Origin of the sequence: Anoxybacillus andreesenii, from assembly GCF_030813005.1 — a bacterium.
GTDB classification, from domain to species: Bacteria; Bacillota; Bacilli; order Bacillales; family Cytobacillaceae; genus Robertmurraya; species Robertmurraya andreesenii.
In genome coordinates, this window is sequence record NZ_JAUSTU010000001.1 from 292950 (window position 1) to 315212 (window position 22263).

21 protein-coding genes are annotated in these 22263 nt (G+C 39.4%); 17 read left to right on the forward strand and 4 right to left on the reverse strand.

Annotated features, from left to right (window positions below; genetic code table 11):
• Positions 1 to 285 precede the first annotated feature (285 nt).
• Genes J2S07_RS01495 through J2S07_RS01505 form a run of 3 tightly spaced genes read left to right on the forward strand, consistent with a single transcriptional unit; the run spans position 286 to position 3835 of the window.
• Positions 286 to 1038 (forward strand): DeoR/GlpR family DNA-binding transcription regulator, encoded by a 753-nt coding sequence (locus tag J2S07_RS01495; protein WP_307148620.1) that lies wholly within the window; start codon positions 286 to 288, stop codon positions 1036 to 1038.
• On the forward strand, positions 1035 to 1964 hold the full coding sequence (pfkB, locus tag J2S07_RS01500; protein WP_307148621.1) for a 1-phosphofructokinase: 930 nt from the start codon (positions 1035 to 1037) through the stop codon (positions 1962 to 1964). Before J2S07_RS01495 ends, pfkB begins: the two co-directional genes overlap by 4 nt.
• A complete protein-coding gene (locus tag J2S07_RS01505) occupies positions 1961 to 3835 on the forward strand; it encodes a PTS fructose transporter subunit IIABC (protein ID WP_307148622.1) in 1875 nt (624 codons plus the stop codon). Before pfkB ends, J2S07_RS01505 begins: the two co-directional genes overlap by 4 nt.
• Before the next feature lie 123 nt (positions 3836 to 3958).
• Here the strand turns inward: J2S07_RS01505 and speD are convergent, their stop codons facing one another.
• Positions 3959 to 4768: an adenosylmethionine decarboxylase gene (gene speD / locus J2S07_RS01510; protein ID WP_307148623.1), complete on the reverse strand. Its 810-nt coding sequence runs from the start codon at positions 4766 to 4768 to the stop codon at positions 3959 to 3961.
• Between the two features lie 234 nt (positions 4769 to 5002).
• Here speD and J2S07_RS01515 point away from each other — a divergent pair, with 234 nt between their 5' ends.
• Positions 5003 to 7057: a catalase gene (locus J2S07_RS01515; protein ID WP_307148624.1), complete on the forward strand. Its 2055-nt coding sequence runs from the start codon at positions 5003 to 5005 to the stop codon at positions 7055 to 7057.
• A 76-nt stretch (positions 7058 to 7133) separates the two neighbouring features.
• On the opposite strand, the gene J2S07_RS01520 is transcribed toward J2S07_RS01515, so the two are convergent.
• Positions 7134 to 8030, reverse strand: a complete 897-nt coding sequence (locus J2S07_RS01520) for a carbohydrate kinase family protein (RefSeq protein ID WP_307148625.1) — start codon at positions 8028 to 8030, stop codon at positions 7134 to 7136.
• Positions 8031 to 8371: 341 nt separating this feature from the next.
• Between J2S07_RS01520 and J2S07_RS01525 the strand changes: the two genes are divergently transcribed.
• The 7 genes from J2S07_RS01525 to sstT all read left to right on the forward strand — a co-directional run bounded on the left by J2S07_RS01525 (position 8372) and on the right by sstT (position 15485).
• Positions 8372 to 9205, forward strand: a complete 834-nt coding sequence (locus tag J2S07_RS01525; protein WP_307148626.1) for a phosphate ABC transporter substrate-binding protein — start codon at positions 8372 to 8374, stop codon at positions 9203 to 9205.
• Positions 9206 to 9268: 63 nt separating this feature from the next.
• Positions 9269 to 10183 (forward strand): phosphate ABC transporter permease subunit PstC, encoded by a 915-nt coding sequence (pstC, locus tag J2S07_RS01530; RefSeq protein WP_307148627.1) that lies wholly within the window; start codon positions 9269 to 9271, stop codon positions 10181 to 10183.
• A gap of 1 nt (position 10184) precedes the next feature.
• Positions 10185 to 11009, forward strand: coding sequence for a phosphate ABC transporter permease PstA (gene pstA / locus J2S07_RS01535; RefSeq protein ID WP_307148628.1), 825 nt, complete (start codon positions 10185 to 10187; stop codon positions 11007 to 11009).
• An 8-nt stretch (positions 11010 to 11017) separates the two neighbouring features.
• Positions 11018 to 11845 carry a phosphate ABC transporter ATP-binding protein PstB gene (gene pstB, locus J2S07_RS01540; RefSeq protein WP_307148629.1) on the forward strand — a complete coding sequence of 276 codons (828 nt, stop codon included), beginning with the start codon at positions 11018 to 11020 and terminating at the stop codon, positions 11843 to 11845.
• Positions 11846 to 11858: 13 nt separating this feature from the next.
• On the forward strand, positions 11859 to 12518 hold the full coding sequence (phoU, locus tag J2S07_RS01545; RefSeq protein WP_307148630.1) for a phosphate signaling complex protein PhoU: 660 nt from the start codon (positions 11859 to 11861) through the stop codon (positions 12516 to 12518).
• A 206-nt stretch (positions 12519 to 12724) separates the two neighbouring features.
• Entirely contained in the window at positions 12725 to 13816 is a 1092-nt protein-coding gene (locus J2S07_RS01550; protein ID WP_307148631.1) for a CaiB/BaiF CoA transferase family protein, read from the forward strand.
• Between the two features lie 430 nt (positions 13817 to 14246).
• Positions 14247 to 15485: a serine/threonine transporter SstT gene (gene sstT / locus J2S07_RS01555; RefSeq protein WP_307148632.1), complete on the forward strand. Its 1239-nt coding sequence runs from the start codon at positions 14247 to 14249 to the stop codon at positions 15483 to 15485.
• 86 nt (positions 15486 to 15571) lie between these two features.
• Here sstT and J2S07_RS01560 read toward each other — a convergent pair whose 3' ends face one another.
• Positions 15572 to 16333, reverse strand: coding sequence for an SDR family oxidoreductase (locus tag J2S07_RS01560; RefSeq protein ID WP_307148633.1), 762 nt, complete (start codon positions 16331 to 16333; stop codon positions 15572 to 15574).
• A gap of 266 nt (positions 16334 to 16599) precedes the next feature.
• Between J2S07_RS01560 and J2S07_RS01565 the strand changes: the two genes are divergently transcribed.
• A complete protein-coding gene (locus tag J2S07_RS01565; protein ID WP_307148634.1) occupies positions 16600 to 17142 on the forward strand; it encodes a coiled-coil domain-containing protein in 543 nt (180 codons plus the stop codon).
• Between the two features lie 82 nt (positions 17143 to 17224).
• On the opposite strand, the gene J2S07_RS01570 is transcribed toward J2S07_RS01565, so the two are convergent.
• Positions 17225 to 17584, reverse strand: a complete 360-nt coding sequence (locus tag J2S07_RS01570; protein ID WP_307148635.1) for a Lin0512 family protein — start codon at positions 17582 to 17584, stop codon at positions 17225 to 17227.
• Positions 17585 to 17770: 186 nt separating this feature from the next.
• Here J2S07_RS01570 and J2S07_RS01575 point away from each other — a divergent pair, with 186 nt between their 5' ends.
• The 5 genes from J2S07_RS01575 (at position 17771) to J2S07_RS01595 (ending at position 22263) form a co-directional block, all read left to right on the forward strand.
• Entirely contained in the window at positions 17771 to 18052 is a 282-nt protein-coding gene (locus J2S07_RS01575) for a hypothetical protein (RefSeq protein WP_307148636.1), read from the forward strand.
• Positions 18053 to 18210: 158 nt separating this feature from the next.
• Positions 18211 to 18450 carry an inner spore coat protein YmaG gene (ymaG, locus tag J2S07_RS01580; RefSeq protein ID WP_307148637.1) on the forward strand — a complete coding sequence of 80 codons (240 nt, stop codon included), beginning with the start codon at positions 18211 to 18213 and terminating at the stop codon, positions 18448 to 18450.
• A gap of 194 nt (positions 18451 to 18644) precedes the next feature.
• The gene (locus J2S07_RS01585) at positions 18645 to 20222 is read left to right on the forward strand and encodes an ABC transporter substrate-binding protein (protein WP_307148638.1); all 1578 of its coding nucleotides are present in this window, start codon (positions 18645 to 18647) and stop codon (positions 20220 to 20222) included.
• A 149-nt stretch (positions 20223 to 20371) separates the two neighbouring features.
• Complete coding sequence (locus tag J2S07_RS01590) at positions 20372 to 21322, forward strand: ABC transporter permease (protein ID WP_307148639.1); 951 nt, start codon at positions 20372 to 20374, stop codon at positions 21320 to 21322.
• Between the two features lie 14 nt (positions 21323 to 21336).
• On the forward strand, positions 21337 to 22263 hold the full coding sequence (locus J2S07_RS01595) for an ABC transporter permease (protein ID WP_307148640.1): 927 nt from the start codon (positions 21337 to 21339) through the stop codon (positions 22261 to 22263).

Here is a 22263-nt window from a genome sequence, read left to right on the forward strand (position 1 = left end):
AAAATTGTGATGATGCGGTAAAAGAATCATAAATAAATAGGTTTTGTAAAATGATTAAGGGTGTCAGTTCAAATTTACTGGCACTCTATTTGTTCATTCTGCTAGGCCTTACTAGGTAGAAAATAGGATATATGAGGAAGTGGATGTAGAAATTTGAAAAAGTTTGGTCGTTTTGTGACAAAAAATGATTAAATTTGATTGAATTTGATTAAATCTGATTGAAATATATATTGGCATCCGCTAATATTTAGTTGTTCATGATTTCGTGTGGAGGAGAAGATAGTCGTGCTCACACCTGAAAGACATCATATTATATTGGAATTATTGAGGCGCAAGCATAATGTTAAGATACAAGAATTTGCGGAGAAGACGAATTCTTCAGAATCGACCATTAGGAGAGACCTAAGCCAGCTTGAAAAAGAAAAGAAGTTGAAGCGTGTTCATGGGGGAGCATCCATTGTGCAGCAAAAGGCACAAGAGCTTAGTATTCTTGAGAAATCTATGATCAACACAAATGAAAAAAATATCATCGCCAAATATGCAGCAAATCTTATTAATAATGGCGACTGCATCTACCTAGATGCCGGTACCACCTCCTACCAGATGATTCCTTATATAGTGTCAAAGAAAATTAAAGTTGTCACAAACGGTTTTACTCATCTTGATGCACTTCTAGAAAAGGAAATAGAGACTTATATCATTGGCGGTTATGTAAAAAATAAAACGAGAGCTTTAATTGGAAGCGGGGCCATTGACAGTTTGAGCCGATACCGCTTTGATAAATGCTTCATTGGAGTCAATGGGATTCATCTTGATTATGGGTATACTACTCCTGACCCTGAAGAAGCAAAAGTAAAACGTACAGCCATGAATCTAGCACAGGAGACATATGTTCTAGCTGATGATTCTAAGTTCAATGAAGTTGCTTTTGCGCAAATTAGCGACTTGAAACAAGCAACTATCATTACGAATCAGGTGGAACAAGAGATTTTAGATGATTTTTTGAAACAGACCAAGATAAAGGTAGTGACATCATGATTTATACCTGCACATTAAATCCATCGGTTGATTATCTTGTACAAGCGGACCAAATTAAATTAGGCGACTTAAATCGAGCGCAGAATGTCTCTTTTTTTCCCGGTGGAAAAGGAATTAATGTATCACGAGTGTTAAGAAATTTAGATATCGATAGTATTGCTTTAGGCTTTCTTGGTGGCTTCACGGGGGATTTTATTCGGAATGAATTGAACAAAGAAGGGATCTCCAATGACTTTATATATGTGGAAGAGCCAACAAGAATAAACGTTAAACTAAAGACAAAAGAAGAAACGGAGATTAATGGTGTTGGCTCCTATATATCTGAAATAAAGCAGGAAGAGTTACTGCAAAAATTTCAGAGTTTTACTAGTGACGATTATGTAGTGCTTGCTGGTAGTCTCCCTGCAAGCGTTTCAACTCAATTCTACGAAGCCTTGACCAATCAATGTTCTCAGAACGGGAGCCACCTAATCGTTGATACATCTGGTGAGTCGCTCAAAAATCTATTGAAGTACCAGCCTTTTCTAGTAAAGCCCAATCATCATGAATTAGGGGAGATTCTAAATAGAACTTTAACAAGCTTAGATGAAGTAATTGCATCTGGTAAAGAACTGTTAAGGAAGGGGCCACAGAATATCATTGTTTCCATGGGAGGCGATGGAGCTGTTTTCATCAATAACAGCTTAACAGCAGTTGCAACTGTACCTAAGGGTGAAGTGGTTAGTACAGTTGGTTCTGGTGATTCCACAGTAGCTGGTTTCTTAGCGGAATATGTGAAGAGCGGGGACTTTTTAAAGGCTTTTCAATATGGAGTAGCCTCAGGCACGGCAACAGCCTTTTCAAATGATTTATGTAACAAATCAAGAGTAGAAGAAGTATTGCCAAAGGTGAAGATAGAACTGCTTGATAAGGAGATGACATCATGAGAATTACAGAGCTTCTACAAACAAACACTGTTATTGTTGATTTAACTGCTAAGACAAAAGCTGAAGTCATAGATGAACTAGTTGAAAAATTATATACAGCAGGAAAATTAGCAGATAAAGAGGCCTATAAGGAAGCTATCTGGGCACGTGAATCTCAGAGTACAACAGGGATTGGGGAAGGAATTGCGATTCCCCATGCTAAAACGCAGGCCGTAAAAACACCGGCAATTGCTTTCGGTCGTTCTAAAGAGGGGATTGACTATGAGGCATTAGATGGACAGCCAAGCCATCTGTTTTTCATGATTGCCGCAAGTGAAGGCGCAAACAATACCCATCTTGAAACCTTGTCTCGACTATCCGGTTTCTTAATTGATATGGAGTTTCGAAACAAGCTTCTGCATGCCAATACTGCTGAGGAAATCATGAAAATTGTAGATGAGAAGGAGCTTTCTGAACAGGAAGAAGCAGCTGAAGAAGCTGAGACATCCATCTCCAATCAAGATTTGGTCCTTGCAGTTACAGGCTGCCCAACAGGAATTGCGCATACGTATATGGCAGCAGATGCCTTGAAGGCGAAAGCAAAGGAGATGGGTGTACAGATAAAGGTCCAGACAAACGGCTCAACGGGTGTAAAAAATCGCTTAACCGCGGAAGAGATCGATAAGGCAAAAGCAATCATTGTGGCAGCTGATACAAAGGTTGATATGGATGTATTCAATGGGAAGCATGTGATCCAGGTTCCTGTTGCACAGGGTATTAAGGATCCGCAAGGCTTGATTGAGAGAGCCTTAAAGCAAGATGCCCCTGTTTATCAAGGAACTGGATCAGCTGATAAGTCAGCACAAGGTGGAGAGAGAAAGGGCTTTTACAAACACCTAATGAACGGTGTATCCAATATGCTTCCATTTGTGGTCGGTGGTGGTATTCTTATCGCTCTATCCTTTATTTTTGGTATTCATGCGGCTGATCCGAAATCTCCTGATTTTAACCCAATTGCCGCTGCATTAAGTACAATTGGTAGCAAAACAGCGTTTGCTCTAATGGTTCCCGTCTTAGCAGGGTTCATTGCGATGAGTATTGCGGATCGGCCGGGTTTTGCTCCAGGTATGGTCGGTGGATTATTAGCAGCGAATGGGGGAGCAGGGTTCTTAGGAGGGCTTATTGCTGGATTCTTAGCAGGTTATTTAGTATTAGGTCTAAAACGTGTATTTGAGCGCTTGCCACAATCTCTTGAAGGAATCAAGCCGGTTCTCTTATATCCATTGTTCGGTATTTTGCTTACGGGTCTTATCATGCTTTATATTGTCATTGAACCTGTACAGGCATTGAATAGGTTGCTCGAAGATTGGCTTGGCGGCATGGGAACGGGAAATCTTGTGCTACTAGGACTTATTTTGGGTGGAATGATGGCTGTTGACATGGGTGGCCCAATTAACAAAGCAGCATTTACTTTTGGAATTGCCATGATTGATGCTGGAAACTTTGCTCCACATGCTGCAATTATGGCTGGTGGAATGGTGCCTCCGCTAGGACTAGCCCTTGCTACGACATTGTTCAAAAGAAAGTTTACAAAGCAGGAAAGAGAAACTGGTAAAACAACTTATATCATGGGAGCGACATTTATTACAGAGGGGGCAATTCCGTTTGCGGCTGCTGACCCAGGGCGTGTGATTCCGTCTGCCGTAGTAGGTTCTGCTGTAGCCGGTGCTCTTACAATGGTCTTTCATATTGGTTTGGCAGCCCCTCACGGAGGAATATTCGTCATTCCATTTGTTACAGGCAGTGCCTTACTGTATTTATTAGCGATCATCATTGGCTCGATTGTAACAGCATTAATGGTCGGTTTTTGGAAAAAAGATGTTAACGATTAAAGAAAAAAGACATCATCTTCTTGTAAAAGGCAAGTGGATGATGTCTTTTTTATGACTGCCACTATTCGTCATTCTCTGTTCTTCACTCTAAAGGTTAATGTAATACGAATAGAAATAAGAGCCCTACTGGACAATATTTTTTCCATAAAAGATTTCATCCATCTCAAGCTTGATTCTTTCGGTAATCTCAATTTGCTCATCAGGTGCTAGTTTGTCTTTTGTGTAACCAAACAGGTAATTATTCAAGTCAAATTCTCGTAACTTACATTTCGTATGGAAAATATGTTCCTGATAGATATTCACGTCAATCATATCAAATTGTTCACCGACATCTTCAGGGATATAGTTTTGAATCGAATTAATTTCATGATCGATGAATAGCTTGTACCCATCTTTTTTTCTTGTAAAACCACGGACACGATAATCGATAATCATTACATCAGTTTCAAATGAGCGGATTAAATAGTGAAGTGCTTTTAACGGAGATATTTCTCCACAGGTTGCTACATCAATATCCGCTCGAAAGGTACTAATTCCTTCATCTGGGTGAAACTCCGGATATGTATGAACAGTGATGTGGCTTTTATCCAGCTGCATAACAACTGAACCAGGAAGGGGCCCCGGTGATTCCTCGAATGTTTCTGATGTGGCATGTTCTATTGGTGCTTCTGAGACTAGTAGCGTTACGCTTGCACCCGCAGGTTCAAAATCCTGGCTTGCAACATTTAATACATGTGCCCCAATGATATCTGAGACATTCTTCAGAATATCTGCTAGCCTTTCAGCACTATATTGCTCATCAATATATTGCAAATACGCCTCACGTTCCTCTTTCGTGCTGGTATAGCATATGTCATACATGTTAAAGCTTAACGATTTCGTAAGGTTATTAAAACCGTGTAGTTCAATCGCCTTCTCATGTGTTAATTTCATAATCACTTCCCCCTTATTAATAAATTTCATTGTATGTATACGGTACCCATTCTGATCATTAGTTACTTATTTAAATGGAAAAATCAATATATGGTGTAAAGAAGTACTGTCGTGCTCCAAGTACCGCCGTGGGCCTGAGCATGTGTACATCAAATGTAATGGAATGTATATATTCGGAAAAATCACATAGTATATAATTGGAAATCAAATCAAAATGTTAGGGTGGGTGATCACATGGATGAGAAGTCATCAAGAAACCAAACGCCTATTAATAACGCCAAACAGGAGCAAATGGATCAATACCGAATAAAAAATACAGGAAAGCCGTTAACGACAAATCAAGGGAGAACAATATCAAACGATAGAGACATTTTAAGGGCTGGTGAACGCGGCCCCACATTACATCAAGATTGGCACTACTTTGAAAAAATGTCTCATTTTGTGCAGGAAGAGCAACCAGAAAGAGTGGTTCATGCAAGAGGCTACAGTGCCCATGGGGAGTTTGAATGCTACCAGTCGATGAAGCATGTGACAATGGCCTGTTTTCTACAAGAACCAGGGAAAAAGACTCCTATTACGTGCCGTTTTTCTACTGTACAAGGGCCAAGAGGATCCTATGATACAGCAAGGGATTTACGTTGTAAGGGTGTGAAGTTTTATACAGAAGAAGGAAATTATGATTTGACAACCATTGGGATGCCTGTATTGATCAATCAAGACCCGATGCAATTTCCCGATATGATTCATGCGTACCAAGCCAAACAGGATGATGATATCCCAACAGCTACAGGCGCACACGACTATTTTTGGGATTACGTAGCGAATAATCCAGACTCGCTTCATATGGTAACATGGATCATGTCAGACAGGGGAATTTTAAGAAGTTACCGAATGCTGGAATCTTGGTCCATTAATACGTATTTATTTGTTAATGACAGAGGAGTTGCGACATTTGTTCGATTCGTCTGGAAACCAGTCCTTGGTGTTCACTCGCTCCTTCAGGACGAGGCGATTAAAATTGGCGGACTGGATCCAGATTTCCACCGAAAGGATTTGAGAGAAGCTATTGACAAGGGGTATTATCCAGAATACGAACTAGGTGTCCAGCTAATTCCACTTGAGGATGAATTTAAATATGATTTTGATATTCTTGATCCTTCAAAGTTTTGGCCAGAAGAACTCATTCCTGTTCAATTAGTCGGCAAGCTGACACTAAATAGAAATATTGATAACTATCATACGGAATCAGAGCAAGCAGCATTTAATCCTGCCAATGTCGTTCCTGGAATTGATTTTTCCAATGACCCCGTATTGCAGGGCAGGCTTATCGCTTATCATATGGCGCAGGTACATCGAATGGGGCCGAATTTTCAGGAGCTTCCAATTAATAAGCCCCTGTGTCCATTTCATAATAATCAAAGACGAGGCCCAATGCGGGTTCGAATCGATGTCGATCAAGTAGACTATCATCAAAATTCACTCGCAAATAATACGCCATACGAGACTCCTCCAGAAGAAGGTGGATACGAGCATTATCCAAAAAAGGTAGAAGGGCATGTTATCCGTGCTCGGAGTGAGTCATTTAACGATTTCTATTCGCAAATAAGAATTTTCTGGAACAGCTTAACCCCTGTTGAAAAGCAGCATACAATCGATGGATTTAGCTTTCAACTCGGAAAAGTAAAAAGCGAGTCGGTCCGTCAGCAAAATGTTAACCAATTGGCCAATGTGGATAAAGAATTAGCTTCAATTGTTGCTGAGAATATTGGAGTTGAGCCCCCGACTGGATCCCATCTACCTATTTCAACGAGCTATGCTTCTCTTAGTCAGGAAAGTACGCCTAAATATGCAGCTACGTTAAAAGTAGGTGTCTTAATTGGCAATGGGTTTAACGGCGGGGAAGTAGCTGCTGTACTTAACTTCCTCCAGCAAAATGGAGTCTTCGTTGAAATAATCAGTGATAAGCTTGGTACAGTTACAGGGGCCGATGGAACAAAGATCAAGGTTACCCACACCTTTATCACAACTAGTCCTTATTTAGTCGATTCTCTTTATGTCGTCGGAGGAAATAGTGGAAATCAAGAAAATTTCGATCAATATGTTACAGAATACGTGCATGAAGCATATCGACACTATAAGCCAATTGGTATAGCTTCGACTGGACAGCCATATATTTATACATCAGAACACAATAACCTAGCTGGGGTCGTTTTTGCTGCAAATACTCCAAACTTTGGCGAGGAATTTGTCAATGCTATCGCTCAACAACGTTTTTGGGATCGAACATAGTACTTACAAAGAAATTTAAGCATAGAAAACTGAAAAAAGGACATATCCGATGGGAACATGTCCTTTTTCCTATTCTTTACAGAGAGCCGAATTTTGTGGCAGATATGGCGCCGGCTTTATTGGCAAACTCTGTATAATCTGTTAATTCAGCCTCATTTTTGGGGATACCTTTTTCATGAAAACAGGCTAGAAGGGCCGCCATAAAAGCGTCGCCAGCACCCGTTGTATCTACCGTTTCAACAGGAATTCCCGGTACACGTACCATAAGATTTTCATGAACAGCACATGCTTCGTCCTTTCCTTGTGTGACAAAAAGGAATGGGATTTCTAATTTATTTATTTGCTCCAGTCCTTGTTCGAGGGTTTCCGCTTCGGTTAGAAATAGCAATTCATCTTCAGCCATTTTTACGATATCAGCCTTTTTCACATAGGTTAAAATGGTTTCTTTGCATTGATTCTCACTTTCCCATCTTTTAAGCCGAATATTCGTATCGAAGGCAATCTTCAGATTCTCTTCTGCGGCATATAGTAAAGCCTGATTAGTTGTTTTTTTGGCTATTGGATGAAACAAAGTACCGGATCCAAAATAAAAGATTTTATTTTTTGTAAACGGATCTTTGTCCAGCTCCTCAGCTGTAATCCATTCATCAGGAGTTTCGTTCACGTACGAATGGAAATAACGTTCTCCATACTGATTTAAGTGAATGTAAACAGAGCAAATTCTTTTCGCTGGATGATAAGAACAAAAAGAACAATCAACCTGTTCCTTCATTAGATTCTCTTCTACAAATCTACTCGTTTCGTCTATTCCTAATTTACATAAATAATAGGAAGGAATGCCATGTCTCCTTATCCCAACTGCTACATTAACAGTCGCTCCTCCTAACAATCGTTGATAGGCAGAGTTCGTTGGATCTATAGCGATAAAGTCAACAAATGCTTCACCCAATGATATAACCCCTTGCTTTTTCAATATTTGACTCCTTTCACTGTAATTAGAAAATATTTATAAATAGACTGATACATTCATATTTTAACAAAAATATTAACAGTTATTTTGATCATTTGTAATAGTAAGAGAGTACACACAATTCTAATGAAGCTTTATGGAAAAGGTTGGGTCTAGTTAAGGGCTTGGCTTTTTTTTCGATAAAACTTGTATTTATTCCAAACACTATACTAACTAACCTAAAAAATTTACAAAAGCTTTACAATCGTTTAATGGGGAATTTACATAGCATCGTTATTCTTTACATTGTCTAAAAGATTATTTTAGATAGTGAAGTTACATTTGTGCATCCTGGAGGTTTAAATATGATTCTAAAAAGGAATTTGTTGGCGATATCCTTGCTTATGCTCTCCATTCTAATGATTGGATGTGGTAAGAGCGAGGAAGATCAGGCAGTAGAAGGGAACTCCAAAACCTTAGCTATATCAGGCTCCACATCTGTTGGACCATTAGTTGAAAAATTAGCCGAAAAGTATAAAGAGGAAAATCCAATAAAAATAGAAGTGAATCAAATTGGTTCCTCTGCAGGAATCACAAATGCCATAAATGGTGTCTCGGAAATAGGGATGTCCTCCCGTGATTTAAAGGAAGAAGAAAAGGCCAGCGGTTTGCAGGAAACAATCATTGCCTACGATGGAATTGTCGTTGTTACCCATCCTAGTAATAGGGTCAAAGATTTAACGATGGAGCAAGTAAAGAAGATTTTTACTGGGAAGGTAACAAATTGGAAGGAATTTGGTGGAGAGGATATGGAGATAGTTGTTGTATCCCGTGAGGATGGTTCCGGCTCCCGAGATGCCTTTCAAGAAATTGTCGGTTATTCATCAAGTGAGTTAATAAGAAGTGCTATTGTTGCGAGTGGGAATGGGAATATTAAGACAACAGTAGCTACAAACAGGCATGCGGTAGGATTTATTTCCTTTGAATATATTGATGATTCAATTTCAACTGTAAAGATTAACGGGGTAGAAGCTACGGCTGAAAATGTCCTGCAGCAAGCATATCGTTTATCCCGACCTTTCTTATTTGTTCACAAAGAAGGCAAACTAACGAATGAAGGTAAAAAATTTATTGACTATATTTTAAGCCCTGAAGGACAAGCAATCGTGGCTGAGACAGGAGCGATTCCGGTCAAATAATCAAATATATTCAAAACTCGTATCTAAACATCATGTGTAAATGAGAGCTTGGAGGAATGAAGTATGTCAAGCCTACCTATCAAAAAAGAATCCGGAGAAATCGGTAGAACGAACAGAAGGAAATATTTTTTAGAAAAGCTGTCAGGGAGAGTTTTCTTGTTTTGTGCCCTTCTTTCGGTTGTTAGCTTAGCGCTTATTATAGGTTTTGTATTTTATAAAGGTTCTCATCCATTTATTGCAGGGGGATATAGTATTACAGACTTTCTGTTTGGAGTGGACTGGGTACCCTCTGAAGATCAATTTGGAATTTTTCCGATGATTGTTGCTTCCTTGTACGCAACGATTGGGGCTTTAATTATTGGAGTTCCCATCGGATTATTTACAGCTATTTTTCTTGCGGAAATTGCTCCAAAAAGCATCGCAAAAATTATCTCGCCAGCTGTCCAGCTTCTAGCTGGGATCCCGTCCGTCCTTTATGGTGTTTTTGGACTAGCCATTATTGTTCCTTTTTTACAAGACAATTTAGGATTGGCGAAGGGTCAGAGCTTAATTGCTGTCATTCTAGTGTTGGCGATCATGATGCTTCCGACGATTGTGACGGTTGCAGAAACAGCGATTCGAGCTGTTCCAAAAACCTATCGAGAGGGTTCGTTGGCTTTAGGAGCCTCTCCTGTTGGCACTATATTTAAAGTAGTGGTACCTGCAGCGAAATCCGGGATCATGACAGCGATTGTTTTAGGGATGGGGAGAGCCATAGGAGAAACGATGGCGGTTATCTTAGTAGCGGGAAATAGTTTAATTATTCCAACCAGCTTAACAGATAGTATTCGTCCATTAACGACAAATATTGCCCTGGAAATGGGCTATGCCTTTGGTACCCATCAAGAAATGCTGTTCGCCACTGGAATTGTTTTGTTCTCATTTATTTTAATTCTGAATTTTGTATTGGCCAGAATCAGCTCGAAGGGTGGTCATTAAGTTGAGAAGGCTTAAGGATAATATAATGCTCGGACTACTTTGGTTGGGGGCTTTCTTAACTGTCGCGGTCCTTGTTACAATCGTTGGGTATATCTTTTATAAGGGATTTCGATTGATCAGTTTTGAGTTTATATTCAATGAATATTCTGCTGCTGGAGACGGTGGAATATGGCCGATGATTATTACAACCCTATATACGATCCTCATCTCCTTACTCATAGCAACCCCAATTGGGATCTTGGCTGCTGTATACTTACAGGAATACGCCAAGCAAGGACGATTAGTAAGAATCATCCGCTTTGCTACGGAAAGCTTAACGGGTATTCCTTCTATTATCTATGGTTTGTTTGGAGCCGTATTTTTTGTTGCGACGTTAAAATTTGGTATGTCAATTATTGCGGCATCTTTAACCTTAACGATCATTATTTTACCAGTTATTATCAGAACAACAGAGGAATCATTGAAGACCGTTCCCTTATCTTATCGGGAAGGTTCACTCGCATTAGGAACTACAAAGCTACAGACCTTATATAAAGTTATTTTGCCAAGTGCAATGCCAGGAATTTTATCCGGAATTATTCTTTCAATGGGAAGAATAATTGGTGAGTCTGCTGCGATTTTTTTAACAGCTGGTACAGTGGCTGCTATGCCAGATAGCATTTTCTCTTCCGCTAGAACATTAACAGTTCATTCCTATTTAGTCACCCAAGAGTCAGGGGATATTGAATTGGCTGCCGCTATTGGGATTGTTTTGATTGTGATCATATTAGTTTTGAATTTATCTGCAACCTTTATCTCCAAGAAATTAAATAAAGCCGACTATTAAAGGGGTGTATGGAAATGGCTACATCAGTGATAGAGCATAAGGAAACCAGAAAAAATACTGCAACATTTAAGAATACCTCTGAGAAAAAAACCAAAATCAGCGTTCATAATTTAAATTTATTTTATGGGGAGAAGCAAGCCTTATTCGATGTTTCGATTAATATTAAGGAAAAAGAAGTAACAGCTCTTATTGGCCCTTCAGGCTGCGGAAAATCCACCTTTTTAAGAACGTTAAACCGGATGAATGACTTGATTGATGGAGTAAATATTAATGGGAAAATCGTGATCGATGGTGAAGATATCTATGATTCCAATGATGTGATCAAGCTTCGGACGAAGGTTGGAATGGTTTTTCAAAAGCCAAATCTTTTTCCAATGAGTATTTTTGATAATGTGGCCTATGGTCCAAGAATGCAAGGAATCAAAAATAGAGCAGAATTAAACAGGATCGTCGAAGAAAGTCTTCGAGGAGCCGCAATTTGGGATGAGGTAAAGGATCGTTTAAAATCATCCGCTCTCGGACTATCAGGCGGACAGCAGCAAAGGGTTTGTATTGCTCGTGCGATTGCGATGAAGCCAGATGTGATTCTGATGGACGAACCAACATCCGCCCTTGATCCAATTTCAACGTTAAAGGTTGAAGAACTAATTGCAGCGATGAAAAATAATTTTACGATTGTCATCGTTACACATAACATGCAGCAGGCAGCGAGGGTTTCAGACAAAACGGCATTTTTCCTAAATGGAGAAATTATTGAATTTGATGAAACAAGTAAGATCTTTTCAATGCCAAGTGACCAAAGAACTGAAGATTATGTTACCGGGCGTTTCGGATAAATGGAGGTGGACCATGGTTGTACGAGAAAGCTTTGAAAATAGCTTGCAGGAATTACAAAGGAAAATGATGGAAATGGGTGAGTTGACGGTTGCTTCCTTGGATAAATCCTTTACTGCATTAAAGAATCAGGATATAGAATTAGCATTAAGAGTCATTGAAGAAGATAATGAAGTAGATGATTTAGAAGATGAGATTAATCAATTGGCCATTTGGCTAATTGTGAAAGAACAACCTGTGGCAAGGGACTTGAGGAAAATAATCGGGGCCATCAAAATTTCCTCAAACATTGAGCGTATTGCGGATTTTGGGGTGAATATTGCAAAGTCCACAATAAAAATCGGAAAGACGAACTCCCAAATAGATCTAACCAATCTCGAGGCGATGAAAGATATATCTGTGAATATGTTGCATAAATCTTTAGAGGCTTTTCTTACTGAAAAAATTGCCCTCGCAAAAGAAGTAGGGGATATGGATGATGAAGTGGATCAATATAGTGACGACAATTATAAGCATCTCACTAATTATTTATCTTCACATATTGAGCAAACGAATCAAGTTGCCCAATTATTATTTGTCAATCGTTATCTCGAGAGAACAGCGGATCACATTACGAATATAGCCGAAAGTGCTGCCTATTTAATAAAAGGGCGGATGTATGATTTGAATACCTAATTATTTTGTGGCCAGATGACTAAAAATCTCTGGCTTTTTATTATTTGTTCATTTCCTGCTTCTAGCTCTTGAACAGCTCCTTTTTGCTGTAAAAGGGCTTTAGCAGGAGATTGGTTGTCATATATTGCTGAATTTTCTGAAATACTTTCATTGATTTAGTAGATGTGAGAAATCTATAATATTAGTAAAATAGGGGGTGTTATCCTATGACATTACTAAGCAATCTGAAAATATTAGATTTCTCAACCTTACTTCCGGGTCCCTTTGCCACCCTTTTATTGGCTGATTTAGGGGCTGAAGTGATCCATGTTCAAAGACCAACCGACAAAGAGGCATGGGTAACTGATCAATATCTGCAGCGAAATAAGAAATCCGTAACATTAGATTTGAAAAAAACAGATTCTGTTGAAATCGTTAAAGGGCTTGTTAAGGAATACGATATTGTATTGGAGCAATTTAGACCTGGTGTGATGGAACGACTAGGCTTGGGGTACGAGGATTTAAAAAAAGTGAATCCAAAGATAATCTATTGTTCTTTAACTGGTTTTGGCCAAACAGGTCCATATAAAAATCGTCCTGGCCATGATATCAATTACCTTGGCATTTCAGGTGTATCAAGCTATTCTGGTACAAAAGCTGGAGGGCCAGCAAATCAAAGTATTCAGATTGCCGATTTAGCTGGTGGTTCTTTGCATTCTGTTATTGGGATTTTAGCGGCTGTCATTTATCGGGATAGAACAGGGGAAGGACAGCATTTAGATATTAGCATGACAGACTGTAGTTTCACATTGAATGCATTATCGGCACCGAATTATTTAGTGATGAATTCTGAATTAGAGCCAGAGGAACTCCTCCTTAATGGAGGAACCTTCTACGGTCATTATGAGACAAAGGATAGCCGATATTTTTCAGTTGGAAGCCTAGAGCCACAGTTTAGGAAAGAGCTATGTGAAGCAATCGGGCGTCCTGATCTATTTCCATTGAGCTTAAGTAACGAACCTCAAGATGTTCAATCCTTTAAAGAGGAAGTGAAAAAAGTATTTCTTTTGAGAAGCTTTGAGGAATGGCAGGATATCTTTAATGAATTCGAAGCCTGTGCCGAACCTGTCTTAAGCTTTGCCGAAGCCTGTGAACATCCGCAAATCGTGGAAAGAAACATGGTTGTGGAAGTTCCAGATTCAAAAGGAAGCGTACAAAAACAAATCGCTTGCCCGATCAAATCTACTGTATTTTCCCCTGAATACAACCATATTGGGTTAAGGCCGGGAGAAAATAATGAAGAGGTATTGGGGAACTGACCAAGAACCTATTTTAGACAGTGGAGAGACCCTCGTGTGAACGAGGGTTTTTAAATTGGAGTAGAATTTTGTCAAGACTGCCTATTTGTTTAAGGCTGTTTTCGCACGGATTGTGGTTCTGGAATGTCCTTAATACCGGCCATTCCGTTTCATACTAGGCGTGCGATACGCATAGATTGAGTAGCACTTTTCTCCGTTGTTTCTAGAGATACTCTGCATAAACAAGAGTTTTATCTAATTATTTTTTGTTCAAAAGCAACCATGTTTGAGAAAAGAGCCTTGTTTAAAAATTCCTTCAGCTACTGTTTTTGAACAGCCTCTTTAAATTTATTGTGACTTTAAGTTGAATATTATTATTGTAATATATTAAAAGAGTACGTATAATATTCTTTATATAAAAGACAGATGTATTTTTGGGGTGGAATTTAATATGAAGAGCTTATTGAACAAATGGCATCGTTTGAGCCTAGTAAAACAAATTATGATCGGTTTGATGACTGGGATGGTGCTTGCTCTAGCAATTCCAGAAACAGCAAAACCGATTGTTATTTTTGGATCTCTATTTGTCGGTGCATTAAAAGCAATTGCACCTATGTTGGTACTATTTTTGGTTATGTCGGCTATTTCTCAACACAAAAGTGAACAGAAAACAAATATGCAATCCGTCATTATTCTTTATCTTTTAGGAACTTTTTTAGCTGGATTAATTGCAGTTATTGCTAGTTTTATTTTTCCTGTCAGCTTAACACTTGCGAAGGGGGCTGAGGGTGTGACGCCTCCTAGCGGTGTTGTTGAGGTACTTAAGACCTTGCTCCTGAATATTGTTGATAACCCAGTAAAAGCAATCGTTAATGGAAACTATATTGGCATATTGGCTTGGGCCGTCCTTCTTGGTTTGGCTTTGAAAAATGCTGCTGAATCGACCAAATTGATGATTTCTAATTTTTCTGATGCAGTTTCGAAATTGGTTACTTGGGTGATTAAGTTTGCTCCATTAGGAATTATGGGGCTAGTATTTGAGTCAATTACGGCAAATGGATTGGATGCATTACTCGGCTATGGAAAATTGCTCGCTGTATTAATTGGGTGTATGATTTTTGTGGCGTTTATTGTCAATCCGATTATTGTATTTGTGTATATCAGACAAAATCCATATCCGCTTGTTCTAAAATGCCTAAAGGAAAGTGGTGTTACCGCATTCTTTACCCGAAGCTCAGCTTCAAACATACCTGTAAACATGAAATTATGTGAAGAACTTGGTTTGAATAAGGATAATTATTCAGTATCCATTCCGCTAGGTGCAACCATCAATATGGCTGGTGCGGCTGTGACGATTTCTGTTTTGACTTTGGCAGCAGTGCATACACTAGGAATACAAGTCGATCTTCCTACCGCTATTCTTCTTAGCGTATTGTCTGCTGTATGTGCCTGTGGTGCTTCAGGGGTTGCAGGCGGATCGTTATTATTGATTCCTTTAGCATGTAGCTTATTTGGAATCCCAGCTGATGTGGCCATGCAAGTAGTTGGAGTAGGATTTATTATCGGTGTATTACAAGACTCTTTTGAAACAGCACTTAACTCATCTACAGACGTACTTTTCACAGCCGCTGCTGAATACAAAGAGTGGCGCAAAGAAGGGAAAAAAATAGAGATTCATAAAGTAGCATAAACTTTAGTAAAAAACTGTAGCCCCATTGTTAGAATCAACTAACATTGGAGCTACAGTTTTTTTATGTGCTACATCTACTCTATAAATTAGAATGCCGCAGTCCAACCACCGTCCGCAACAACAACGGTTCCATTGATAAAGCTGGATTCATCAGAGGCTAAGAATAAGGCCACTTGAGCAATTTCATCAGGTTTGCCGATTCTTGGCATCACTCCATGGACAGCCTTTGTACGTCCAAATCCGAATTCATTGATCGATTTCATGGAAGCCCCAATGTTTGTCTCAACACCACCTGGAGCAATGGCGTTACAACGAATTCCGCTGTTCGCATACATGTAGCCGGTATTCTTGGTCAAACCCACTACTGCGTGCTTGGATGCCCCGTAGGTTGCCCCAGCGTGTGCCCCGTTTAATCCACCGGTAGATGCGACATTAATGATGACCCCTTTTCCTTTTTCTAAAAAGATCGGGATGGCTTTGCGCATGGCACGCATGACACTCTTTGTATTTACATCGAAAATCATGTCCCATCTTTCTTCAAGAATGTCACCAACAGGTTCAAATCCATCCATGATTCCAGCGTTATTGACGAGAATATCCAAAGTGCCATAGTCGTTTACGGCGGTATCGATCATTTTCTCGATGTCCTCTAATTTGGCTACGTTCACTTGAAGTGCTTTTGCAGTTCCACCATTCTTTGTAATTTCTTCTACAACACCATTTGCTCCTTCAAGATTGAGGTCGGCAACTAAGACCTTCGCACCTTCTTTGGCAAACAATTGGGCTATGCTTTTTCCCATTCCTGATGCCGCTCCTGTTACAATAGATACTTTGTTTTCAAGCTTCATTCTAACTCCTCCATTCCCTTGGTTTGATAGCGCTTTCTTAAATAGAATACCGTGGAATAAAATAATTTACAATCAACATCAAATCAGTAAAAGCCATTTATTAAATGTTTCCAAATTTAAAATGTAAAGATATAATTAATACTAGAAGAAAAAATATTTTTAGAATGAAAACTCTTATGAACATCGTAGTTACTAGATAAAGATAGGTAACTTAAGAATAGAATTCATTAAAAATCATGATTAAAAAAGTAAAGGAGGATTGAAACATGGAGGAAATCCTGGGTTTAATTTTAGAGGAAATTAAATCTATAAGAGAAGATGTAAATTCTCTAAAAGAAGATGTAAATTCTCTAAGAGGGGATGTAAATTCACTAAAAGAAGATGTGAATTCTCTAAAAGAAGATGTGAATTCTCTAAAAGAAGAGGTGAATTCACTAAAAGAAGATGTGAATTCTCTAAAAGAAGATGTGAATTCTCTAAAAGGAGATGTGAATTCTCTAAAAGGAGATGTAAATTCACTAAAAGAAGATGTAAATTCTCTAAAAGAAGGCCAGAAATCGCTAGAAGAGGGTCAAAAACTGTTAAGAGAAGGCCAAAAGGAATTAAAGGAAATTGTTGATGCCATTCGTGACCGTCAGGAAGAAACAGATGCAAAATTAGATGCTCTAACAATGGATGTACATCAGCTTCGTGGTGAACTTTCAGCTCTGAAAGAGGGACAAGAGCGACAGGATAGGATTCTCGAATCACTGTCTTTACGTTCACTCGAACAAGAAACGGAGCTTCGGGAGCTTAAAAGAATCAAATAATACGTAAGGAAGGGCTGAATCTCTAGAAAAGAGCTTCAGCCTTTCCTACTTTTTGGCTTCTTATTGAAATGTCTCCCTGACTTTAGTACCCAACCTCAACTGAGGCCACAACTATGTACATGAGGTCATTCTTGTCTCCTTTTTCTTCAAGAACAATACCGCTTGTTGTCAGCATTCCACCGTCCATGATTTCAACAGTAACCTTTCCGTAGGGCAAAACTTCCTTGACTGCATCAGTATCAAGCTTTTCCTTGTCACAAGGAACTGCAAGCTTCACATGGACTCTCATATTATCCAAACTATTATCTGGTAGCACAGAGCGAATGCCAGGCATTGAATTAAAGTGAATGGCATTTTTGACTGCTCGTATTGCTGCAGTTGTGATATTTTGACCGTGTACATCAATTCCCATTCCTGTTTCAATGAACATTAATTTTTCCATTATCAATAAGCTCCTTTTTTGAAAATACACCATTATTTTACCTCAAAAACTAGAAGTGTATCTACGAAACAGCTTGCTGTATCGTTATTTTTTGGATAAGAAAAGCCCAATTTGGAAAAATAGGGATGTTACTAGATTTTGGAAGGAGCCAAATGAAGAAAATCTATTTGAAAAGAGGGAATATCAATGGAAGCCTTTCCAACGATACATACAAATTTCTGGGATGCAATAATAGCTGTCCCTCTTGTTGTTATTCTTACACAAATATTCAAGAAAATATTTCCTATTCGAAAGCCCTTTGTTCCTACCCTAGCTAACGGATTGGGACTAGCGATCGGGATATTTTTTGCCCATGAACACAACGTGTGGGCGGGCATATTTATGGGCTTTTTCTACGGAAACGCTGCGGTAGGTGTCTATGCATCATTAAAAACACAAATAACCGCCTACAGAGAATCAAAAAATTAAGAGCTGGATTGTATGTGAGTGCTAATCTCCTGGATGGGCAGAAATGCTCCTTAGGAAAATACAAGCTAATACCTAAATAATTTTTCTTCAGTGTGTTATTTGCCCAAGAATTAAAAGCATAAACGAATATCTTGCTCTTGAGAAAGAGGAGGGATAGAATGAATACAGAAATGCTTTATTACCCACAAGTTCCAGTGGGGATGGATGAGGACAGTCGAATTATTGGCAGACCGTTTGGATTTGGCAGACCGTTTGGATTTGGTCGACCCTTCTTCGGTGCTCCATTCTTAGGAGGCGTGTTGGGTGGCTTAGCCGGTAGTGCCTTGCTTGCTCCATGGGCCTATGGTGGGTTTGGCTACGGATACCCATTTGGGTGGGGATATCCAATGTTTTGGTAATGCATATTATTAGAAAAGATACTCTATTCTTAATGTTAAACAGCTTATTTAGCTGTTTTTTTTATTACCCTAAGAATACAAGTATAAAACTCATTGACAACAAATACGTAAATAAGCTATGATTCACATATCCTATAAAACCAATTAATTTGGTATGAATTGTAAGAATAATATTTAATGAGGGGGAAATAGGATTGAAACGCAAATATTTAGGGTTGCTTATAGCTCTAGGAATGATTCTATTTGCAGCTGTGGGCTGCAGCAATAATGACAAGGAATCCAAGGATTCTAATGAAGCAACTAAAAGCAACAAGAGCTATGACGATGAAATGAACATTGCTGTTACCGCACAGCCGCCAACGCTCGATTCAGTGATGACGGTTTCTCAGGTGGCATTGGATATAGCCGGAAATATCTACGAAACACTATACACGTTAAACGAAAAATATGAACCTACACCAATGCTTGCGAAATCTGTAGATGTGAGTGATGATGGCAAGACTTATACCTTCCATTTAAGAGAGGGTGTCAAATTTCATAACGGCAAGGAAATGGCTTCTGATGATGTTGTAGCATCGATGAATCGTTGGTTGGAAAAATCCTCCCGTGCGAAATCACTTTTGGGAGGAGCGAAATTTGAAACCCAGGACCCATATACAACGGTTCTTCACTTAGAAAAGCCATCATCAGATGTACTGATTGCTATGGCATCCCAATCAAATTTCCCAGCTATTATGCCAAAGGAAATTATTGAATCAGCTCCTGCAGAAGGAGTTACAGAATATATTGGTACTGGTCCTTTCAAATTCAAAGAGTGGAAGCAGGATCAATTTATTCATTTAGTTAAGAATGACGACTATCAAGCCGTCGGTGAAAAGCCAAGCGGTTTTGCAGGAAAGAAAGAAGCCCTTGTGAACGATGTTTACTATCATTTTGTGACGGACCACTCAACAAGAATCGCGGGGATACAAACTGGTGAATATGATATTGCCGATAACATCCCAACTGAAAGCTATGAGCAGTTAAGCACCATGGATCACGTAAAAGTTCATACCTTTGAGGGTGGAACACTTACCATGTTCTTCAATGTGAATGAGGGACCACTTGCCGATGTGAAATTACGTCAGGCCGTGAACACAGCCTTAAATATGGACGAGATTCTGCTAGCAAGCTTTGTGAATGAGGACCTTTATGAGTTAAATCCAAGCTACATGAATCCAAATCAGCCTCAATGGGCAAGTGACGCTGGCAAGAAAGTATATAATCAAGGTGATTTGGAGAAAGCGAAGAAGCTGTTAAAAGAAGCTGGCTATAATGGAGAAGAAATTACTTTATTAACCACTCAGGATTATGGTGAAATGTATACTGCAACGATCGTTGTTCAAGAACAATTAAGACAATTAGGAATGAATGTCAAGGTTGCCAATTACGACTTCCCAACATTCTTAGAGAAGAAAAATGACCGCTCATCATGGGATATTTTTATTACGAGCAATGGTTATCAGTTGATTCCACCACAGCTTTTAGCATTAACACCAGATTGGGCAGGTAATGATAACCCACAAATTAAAGCATTAATAGCAGAAATTAGAGAAGCGGAAACTCCTGAAGCAGCGAAAGCAAAATGGGATGAACTTCAAGGCTTCCTCTATGAGTACTTGTCATCTACAGTCATTGGTCAATATAAGAGCATCCTTGCGACAACTGACAAGCTTGAAGACTTTGAAGTGTTTGAAGCACCAATTATTTGGAATACAAAGGTTGTTAAATAAAGACATTCGTGTAAAAAGATATCTATTTTGCGAATCCTCCATCTCATGTATTGTGATGGAGGATTCAATCTGTCAAGACAGCGTTACTTTTCAGTTGTTCTTGTTCTAATGTATAAAGCCGATCATGCTCAGAAAAGGAGGGACTTCTTTTGATTGGATATATATTGAAACGTGTACTTTCGCTGATCCCTGTTTTATTTGTCGTTTCAGTAGCGATTTTTTTAATTGTGCATATCACTCCTGGTGAACCGGCAGCAGTCATTCTTGGCTTAGAAGCCACTGAGGACCAGGTCCAGGAATTGCGTGAAGAGATGGGACTTAACCTCCCGATTTATGAACAATACTTTAATTGGGTAACAGACGTCATTCATGGGGATTTAGGGAACTCCTACTTCATGAAGGAGCCGGTTACAGAAGCCATTATGAAGCATTTGGAGCCGACGCTTTCATTGGCCATCCTAGGAGAAATTGTTGCACTGATACTAGCGATACCAGTAGGAATTATTGCGGCTTATCGTCGTGGCTCGGCGATCGATCAATCGCTTATGGTTATATCTTTATTGGGAATGGCAGTTCCAAGCTTTTTACTTGGGCTATTGCTCATGCTCCTTGTCGGTGTGCATCTGCAATGGCTGCCAGTTGCAGGTTATGAGCCCATTCAGGAGGGGTTATGGGAGCATATTAAATATTTAATTTTGCCGGCCATTTCACTCGGAGCCATACAGGCGGCACTAGTGGCAAAAATGACACGCTCATCGATGCTAGAGGTATTGAATACGAATTTTATCAAAACGGCAAGATCAAAGGGTGTCAAAGAATATAAAGTTGTGATTAAGCACGCCCTAAGAAATGCCTTTCTTCCCATTCTTACGGTGATTGGTCAATCCTTTGGAACGCTTGTTACAGGTGCAGTTGTGGTTGAAACAATCTTCAATCTACCTGGAATTGGCCAGCTCATTATCAATTCCATTGAACGAAGAGATTTTGCTGTGATACAGGGAGTTGTCCTCTTTGTTACATTGGTATATGTGCTTATTAATTTAATCGTTGATTTACTATATGGTGTCATTGATCCAAGAGTAAGGCTAGAACGGAAGTAGGGAGGGGCTGGATGATGGAAGAATTGAAAAGAACGGATGAATATCTCACGATAAAGGCGAATCTTAAGAAACAACAACGCCAATTGATCATGAGAAAAATTCGATCCAATAAATTTATGATGCTCGGAAGTATTATTTTCATCTTTTTAATGATAATTGCTCTCTTTGGCCCTAGCCTGATGTCTTTTGATCCCTATGAAATGAAAGTTACTGAAAGATTAAAAGCACCTAGCTCCTTACATCTATTAGGTACGGATGAATATGGTCGCGATCTTTTAACCCGAATTGTCTATGGTACTCGTGTATCGATTGGAATCGGTGTAGCGGTTACCATCATATCATCATTACTTGGGATGATAATCGGACTTTATGCGAGCTATTACCGAACCCTTGATCATATCTTGATGCGAATTTGTGATGGTTTGATGGCGATTCCTGGGATTCTTCTTGCTATCGCGCTGATGGCGGCGCTTGGTCCATCAGCAACAAATGTCATCATTGCCCTTTCGATCGTTTTTACACCTAATATTGCACGGGTCGTTCGCTCCTCCGCTCTTGTTATTCGGGAGCAGACCTATATAGAAGCGATGCATGCCCAAGGGGCTGGCTCATTTCGCATTATTTGGGGGCATATTGCACCAAACACCATTTCTCCACTTATTGTGCAGGCAACCTTTGTGTTTGCGGAGACGATTATTTCCGAGGCGGCTCTGAGCTTTCTTGGGGCAGGGATTCCCGCTCCAGATCCAAGCTGGGGAAATATCCTACAGGCGGGGAAATTAGTCATCTTTAAGGCATGGTGGATGGTTGTTTATCCGGGTTTGTTCATTATTATTTCCGTATTAGGATTGAATCTATTGGGGGATGGTCTTCGAGACTATTTTGACCCACATACAACAAGGAAATTCAAAAGACGGAAGAGTAAGAGAGTAGGAGGTTAA